We start from the raw sequence: 5,616 nt of genomic DNA, 5'->3' as shown, positions 1-5,616 counted from the left end.
AATTATCTTTCAATGGTCAAGCTGGGTTGCATCCGATTGTTTTACAAGAGGTTATGCAATTAAGGGACACAGCCTAGACGCGGCCCATTCTGTTACCGTCTGTTTCCTTCGGTTTTGCTCATGATAGATCGTTTTCAGCCTGTTTACATCGGTTACGTGTATAAAAAATCAGCCTGGCATTTCATACAGGCCTAAGCCCTCGAGTCCCAGTTGCCAGAGTTACCCCTGTCGCTGCCGTTTCCACAAATTCGCCCCACCAGCGCATTAGCACAATGCGTTTTTCAATGTAGTTGCTTCGGTTGTATGCTCGGCGAACCTCGTTCGTGTCCACGTGAGCAAGGGCCGCTTCTATCACGTCTGGCTCAAATCCTTCTTCATTGGCTGCGGTACTGAATATGGCGCGAAGGCCGTGAGAAACAAGCACGCCTTGATAGCCCATGCGTCGTAATGCTGCGTTCGCGCTCTGACTGCTCATTGGTAGGGTAGGGGTTTTAAAACTGGGGAATAGGTATTTGCGGTGTGCGCTGATTGGTTTCATCGCATCCAGCACAGCAAGCGCTTGTGTGCTTAATGGTATGATGTGATCCCGCCGCATCTTCATACGTCCTGCTGGTATCGTCCATGTGTTATCCGTTAGGTTAATTTCTTCCCATCGGGCTTCTGCGGCTTCGACCGGGCGCGTCACGGTTAGTAGCTGCCACTCGATCAACAGGCGGGTTTGTCGCTCGATGCTGGCGATGGATAGTGCCTGCATGAGTTCAGGCAGTTGCTCTGGCCGGATAGTCGGCATGTGCTTTTTGATAGGAGTAGGGAAGGCTTTGCGGACGTTCGCAGCGGTGTTGATTTCTATTAGTCCACTATTAGCCGCAAAATCCATTACCTCATTGATACGCTGTAACACTCGTTTCAGCGTTTCGAGATTTCCTCGCGCTTTGATTGGCTCAAGGATGATGACGAATTTACGCGCTGTCAGTTCATTGATGGGAGTGGTACCGATGCTCGGGAATACATACTTTTCAAGTGACCGCCATATGTCCTTTATGGTGTTAGCTGCCAGATTTTGGCTTTTCTTCATCTCGTACCAGTCTGCGGCCACTTTCTGAAAAGTGTTTCCCCGGCGTTGTTCTTCGGCCTCGCGCTTTTGCTGCTGGTTAGTTTGTGGGTCAACTCCCTGCGCAATAAGCGACCTGTATTCATCACGCCGTTTCCTGGCATCAGCAAGCGTAATATCTTCAAGCGCTCCGAAACTTACTAGGGTGCGTTTCTTGTCCGTGGGGCGATAGTAAGAGAAACGCCATATCTTTGAACCGCTGGGCTTAACGAGAAGATACAGGCCACTGCCATCTTGTAACGTGTACTCTTTTGCAGATGGTTTTGCAGCGCGGATCTCGGTGTTGGTCAGCGGGGTAGTTATACGTGCCATAGGGGATACCGGTTTTAGCTATACGATGCTTAGCTATCTGTCTGTCGTATATCTAACCGTATAACTAAAAAATCCGGCTGTAAACGGTCAATACCGATAATTGCAAACAACAAAAAACCCGCAGACTCAGTGAGAATGCGGGTTTTTGTGGGGTTTCCGTATGTATCCGATACATCCAGAATAATGATTTGGTCGGCACGAGAGGATTTGAACCTCCGACCCCTGACACCCCATGACAGTGCGCTACCAGGCTGCGCTACGTGCCGATTTGTGGCGGTAATACTACCCTTTTCACCGCTGATTGCAAGTGAGGGATAGCTAACTGATTCATAATTAATCAATCAGTTAGCGATAAAACGTTTTTCGTCGGTCAGGACCTGTAGCAGCAAACTGAGCTGCGGTTTCTGGTCATGAACCTTCTCACCCTGCGGATTCCAGGTCTGATAACTGCCGTTCTGATTCAGCACCAGCGTCATCTGTGGCGTGGTGATCGCCAGCGCATCGCCGCTTGCTGCGGTTACCCATGTATGGCGGCGCGTGGCGTTAAACAGATCCTGACCCTGTGAATACTCGTTTGCTGGCGTACTGACGTGCAGCAGGCGTTGCATCAGCGTTGTCATTACATCTTTATGGTCAGTCAGCTTATTAATGCGCTGTGCCGGCGTGCCCGGCCAGTGAATGACCAGCGGCACATGCAGATTATCGCGCGACCAGGCAAAGTCAGAGCTCGGTTTGTCGGCAGGCATACCGTGACCGGCGGTAATGATCACCACCGTATCATCCAGCTTGCCAGATTCACGCAGTGCGTCCAGCAGGCGACCAATCTGAGCATCCACATCGGTGACGGCGCGACCATAGCGACGCGCAAAATTCTGCTGATTGCTGTCCTGCAAACCGGTACCGTTTAACGCTACCCAGGAGAACCAGCGGTTATCGTCCTGGGCATAGTGGCCCAGCCAGTCGATCCACTGATCGGCAGTTTGTTCGTCCGTTTGTTTTTTCGCCGCAGGCAGCGAGAAATCAGAGAGCAACGCCTGACGATACAGCGCACTGCTGAACCCATCGGACGAGAACAGGCCTAGCTGATAACCTTGCTGATTCAGCGCAGAGATCAGGGCGGCAGGCACCCGCGCTGACAGTACACCGTCCATATAGCTCGGCGAGATACCGTAGAACAGACCAAAATAGCCGCTGTCCGCGTTATTGCCGGAGCTCATATGCTGCGTGAATGTCACGTTCTGTTCTGCAAATGCGGCCAACGCAGGCATCTGCTTCTCATAACGCGAGTAGTTCAGGCCATCAACGGTAATCAACAGAACGTTTTGTCCTGGCCCCATATCCAGATAGCGCAGATCGCTTAACGGGTACTGTACCGACACGGCTTCCGGGCTACCTTGCTCAATCAGGCGCCGCTGATAGTCCTGGGCATCCAGCAGACCATGTTTCTCGAGGAAACGGCGCGCCGTCATCGGATAAGAGAGCGGCAGGTTCGCACGCTGCATGGTAATGGGCCGATAGAAGTTCGCATCCGCCCAGATGTACATCACGTGGGTGGCAATAAAGGCAACGAAAAAGAAACCGGCTACTGGTTTAGCGAAACGCCGCCGCCGGGTCAGGCTGCGCAGCTTTTGCCAGCTCCAGGTGGCAAACAGCATCTCAACGAGCAGGATAACCGGCACGGCGATAAACATCAGCTGCCAGTCACGCGCGGTCTCATTCTGGTCGGGGTTGATAACCAATTCCCAGACGATAGGGTTGAGGTGCAGGTGGAAACGGGTAAAAACTTCGCTGTCGATAAGCAACAGCGTCATGCCCATGGTCGCCAGAATGACGGAAAGGGACCGCATCAGGCGCTGGGACACTACCACGAAGGTGAGGGGGAATAAAATCAGCAGATAGGTGGCGAACACCAGAAAGCTGAAATGACCGACCACGCTCAGGTAAGAGTAAATCCGCCCGGCAAGCGTTGTCGGCCAGTCGGCGACAAACAGATAGCGACTACCGATCACCATGGACAACAGCATGTTGAACAGGGCGAACCAGTGCCCCCAGCTTACCATCTGGGAGACTTTTTCACGGTAGGGCTGACGATGAGTCACCATAACTTGTCGCTGTTTACCTTAATGCGCTTTATCGTCATTGACGGACGACTGCAACGCCTGGGCGAAAGATTTTGCGATAGCCTGACGTTGAGCGGGGGCAATGCTGGTATTGATCAAGTTCGTGACCATGTTCCCTAAAACCATCAGGGAAAGGTCGGTCGGAGACTTGTGTTTTTCCAGCACGTTAGCCAGCTCACTCAGCAGTTGTTCAACGTGTTCATCACTGTAGCGGGAAATTTGTGGCATAAATCGAAATCAGTTATTCATAAAGGGCAACATATTACCGTAGCAACAGCTTTTTTTCTGCTTTTTTATCAGCAGTTGCACAGTTGCTTGCGTGGTGGTTGAATACCGCCCGGTCTAAAAGGAGAGTTTATCATGAGTCTGGACATCAACCAGATTGCCCTGCACCAGCTTATCAAGCGCGATGAGCAAAACCTTGAGCTGGTGCTGCGCGAATCTTTGCTGGAACCGACCGCTCCCGTTGAGGAGATGGTCGCCGAGTTACACCGGGTTTACAGCGCAAAAAGTAAAGCCTATGGCCTGTTTAACGACGACAGCGAACTGGCGCAGGCACTGCGCCTTCAGCGTCAGGGCGAGGAAGATTTTCTCGCGTTCAGCCGTGCGGCAACCGGGCGCTTACGTGATGAACTGGCGAAATATCCCTTTGCGGACGGCGGCATTGTGCTGTTCTGCCATTATCGCTACCTGGCGGTGGAATATATGCTGGTCGCCGTGCTGAACAACTTAAGCAGCATGCGTGTGAATGAACAGCTGGATATCAGCGCGACGCATTATCTCGACATTAACCATGCGGATATCGTGGCGCGCGTGGATTTAACCGAGTGGGAAACCAACCCGGAATCAACCCGCTACCTGACGTTCCTCCGGGGGCGTGTTGGCCGCAAAGTCTCCGACTTCTTTATGGATTTCCTCGGCGCAACCGAAGGGCTTAACGCGAAAGCGCAGAACCGCGGCCTGTTGCAGGCAGTGGATGACTTTACCGCGCAGGCACAGCTGGATAAATCAGAACGTCAGGATGTTCGCCAGCAGGTCTACACCTATTGCAATGAACAACTGCAGGCGGGCGAAGAGATTGAACTGGAATCGCTGTCGAAAGAGCTGGCGGGCGTCAGTGAAGTCAGCTTCCAGGACTTTACCGCAGAAAAAGGCTATGAGCTTGAAGAGAGCTTCCCGGCCGATCGCGGTACGCTGCGCCAGTTGACCAAATTTGCCGGCAGCGGCGGTGGCCTCACCATCAATTTTGATGCGATGTTACTCGGCGAGCGCATTTTCTGGGACCCGGCGACCGATACGCTGACCATTAAAGGCACGCCGCCAAACCTGCGCGATCAGTTGCAGCGTAGAACCGGCGGAAACTGACTGCGCGATGCGTAACGCAATACGCCAGAAGCCACCTGTCGACGTAGCCTTGCTGCGACAGGTGGCGCGTAAGCACCTGCTCGTATTTGTTCTGATTTTTGGCTTAGGCCTGCTGTTTAGCACGGTGTCGCTGCTTATCTTTGCTCGCAGCGACGGGCGTTTGATGCTGTGGATTTTCAGCGGTGTATTTCTGTGCGTGGGGCTTTTTCTCATCGGTTTTGCGTTCAAATCGACCCTGAGCAGCATCGGTTACTATTACCAGCAAGGGCAGCTGAAACGACACGGGCTAAACCTGAATGCGACGGTGGTGCGTAAAGCGCGAGCAGAGACGGATATTCAGCTCGAACTTGAGCGACATTCCCGCCATGAGCATATTGATGAGCTGGAGCTTAAAGTCTGGTTCGATTTTCAGTTTGACGGCCGTACGTGGCAGGGCGCAGATTTACTGAGCAACGAAAAGGTGTTTGATGCGTTAAGCGAGGGGCAACTTATCCCGATTCGCATTTTGCCGTGGACGCCAGATAACGCATCCATTCGTCAGCGAGCATTGCTGAACCAGCTCAAGCGTGATGATTTACGGACACAACCGGACGATCCGCGAACGGGCAAACCGCTAATTGAGTTTGATGAGACGTAAAAAACCACCTGCATAGCAGGTGGCATTGATAACGCCCCATAGGGGCGTACTCAGTCCAGACTCTGAGAGTC

Annotated in this window: 5 protein-coding genes and 1 tRNA gene; 2 read left to right on the top strand and 4 right to left on the bottom strand. The window is 52.7% G+C overall.

The features are described from left to right. Window positions 1-181 precede the first annotated feature (181 nt). The 4 genes from ACSZPU_RS22715 to ACSZPU_RS22700 all read right to left on the bottom strand — a co-directional run bounded on the left by ACSZPU_RS22715 (window position 182) and on the right by ACSZPU_RS22700 (window position 3,771). Window positions 182-1,423, bottom strand: coding sequence for an integrase domain-containing protein (locus ACSZPU_RS22715; RefSeq protein ID WP_499003436.1), 1,242 nt, complete (start codon window positions 1,421-1,423; stop codon window positions 182-184). 189 nt (window positions 1,424-1,612) lie between these two features. Next, window positions 1,613-1,689: transfer RNA gene (locus ACSZPU_RS22710), tRNA-Pro, on the bottom strand. A 75-nt stretch (window positions 1,690-1,764) separates the two neighbouring features. After that, on the bottom strand, window positions 1,765-3,525 hold the full coding sequence (yejM, locus tag ACSZPU_RS22705) for an LPS biosynthesis-modulating metalloenzyme YejM (RefSeq protein WP_499003433.1): 1,761 nt from the start codon (window positions 3,523-3,525) through the stop codon (window positions 1,765-1,767). A gap of 18 nt (window positions 3,526-3,543) precedes the next feature. Further along, complete coding sequence (locus ACSZPU_RS22700) at window positions 3,544-3,771, bottom strand: YejL family protein (RefSeq protein ID WP_039079937.1); 228 nt, start codon at window positions 3,769-3,771, stop codon at window positions 3,544-3,546. A 132-nt stretch (window positions 3,772-3,903) separates the two neighbouring features. Between ACSZPU_RS22700 and yejK the strand changes: the two genes are divergently transcribed. Beyond that, window positions 3,904-4,908 (top strand): nucleoid-associated protein YejK, encoded by a 1,005-nt coding sequence (gene yejK, locus ACSZPU_RS22695; RefSeq protein ID WP_499003431.1) that lies wholly within the window; start codon window positions 3,904-3,906, stop codon window positions 4,906-4,908. Between the two features lie 7 nt (window positions 4,909-4,915). Then, window positions 4,916-5,545, top strand: coding sequence for a hypothetical protein (locus ACSZPU_RS22690; RefSeq protein WP_499003428.1), 630 nt, complete (start codon window positions 4,916-4,918; stop codon window positions 5,543-5,545). Window positions 5,546-5,616: the final 71 nt, after the last annotated feature.

The sequence above is a fragment of the Phytobacter sp. V69 genome (assembly GCF_965644215.1).
Taxonomy (GTDB): Bacteria; Pseudomonadota; Gammaproteobacteria; order Enterobacterales; family Enterobacteriaceae; genus Phytobacter.
This window is presented reverse-complemented; position numbering and strand designations above follow the sequence as displayed.

What these genes read in the sequence shown, in the direction of transcription:
- ACSZPU_RS22715 (WP_499003436.1), bottom strand. Translation starts at nt 1,423, where the DNA reads ATGGCACGTATAACTACCCCGCTGACCAACACCGAGATCCGCGCTGCA.
- yejM (WP_499003433.1), bottom strand. Translation starts at nt 3,525, where the DNA reads ATGGTGACTCATCGTCAGCCCTACCGTGAAAAAGTCTCCCAGATGGTA.
- ACSZPU_RS22700 (WP_039079937.1), bottom strand. Translation starts at nt 3,771, where the DNA reads ATGCCACAAATTTCCCGCTACAGTGATGAACACGTTGAACAACTGCTG.
- yejK (WP_499003431.1), top strand. Translation starts at nt 3,904, where the DNA reads ATGAGTCTGGACATCAACCAGATTGCCCTGCACCAGCTTATCAAGCGC.
- ACSZPU_RS22690 (WP_499003428.1), top strand. Translation starts at nt 4,916, where the DNA reads ATGCGTAACGCAATACGCCAGAAGCCACCTGTCGACGTAGCCTTGCTG.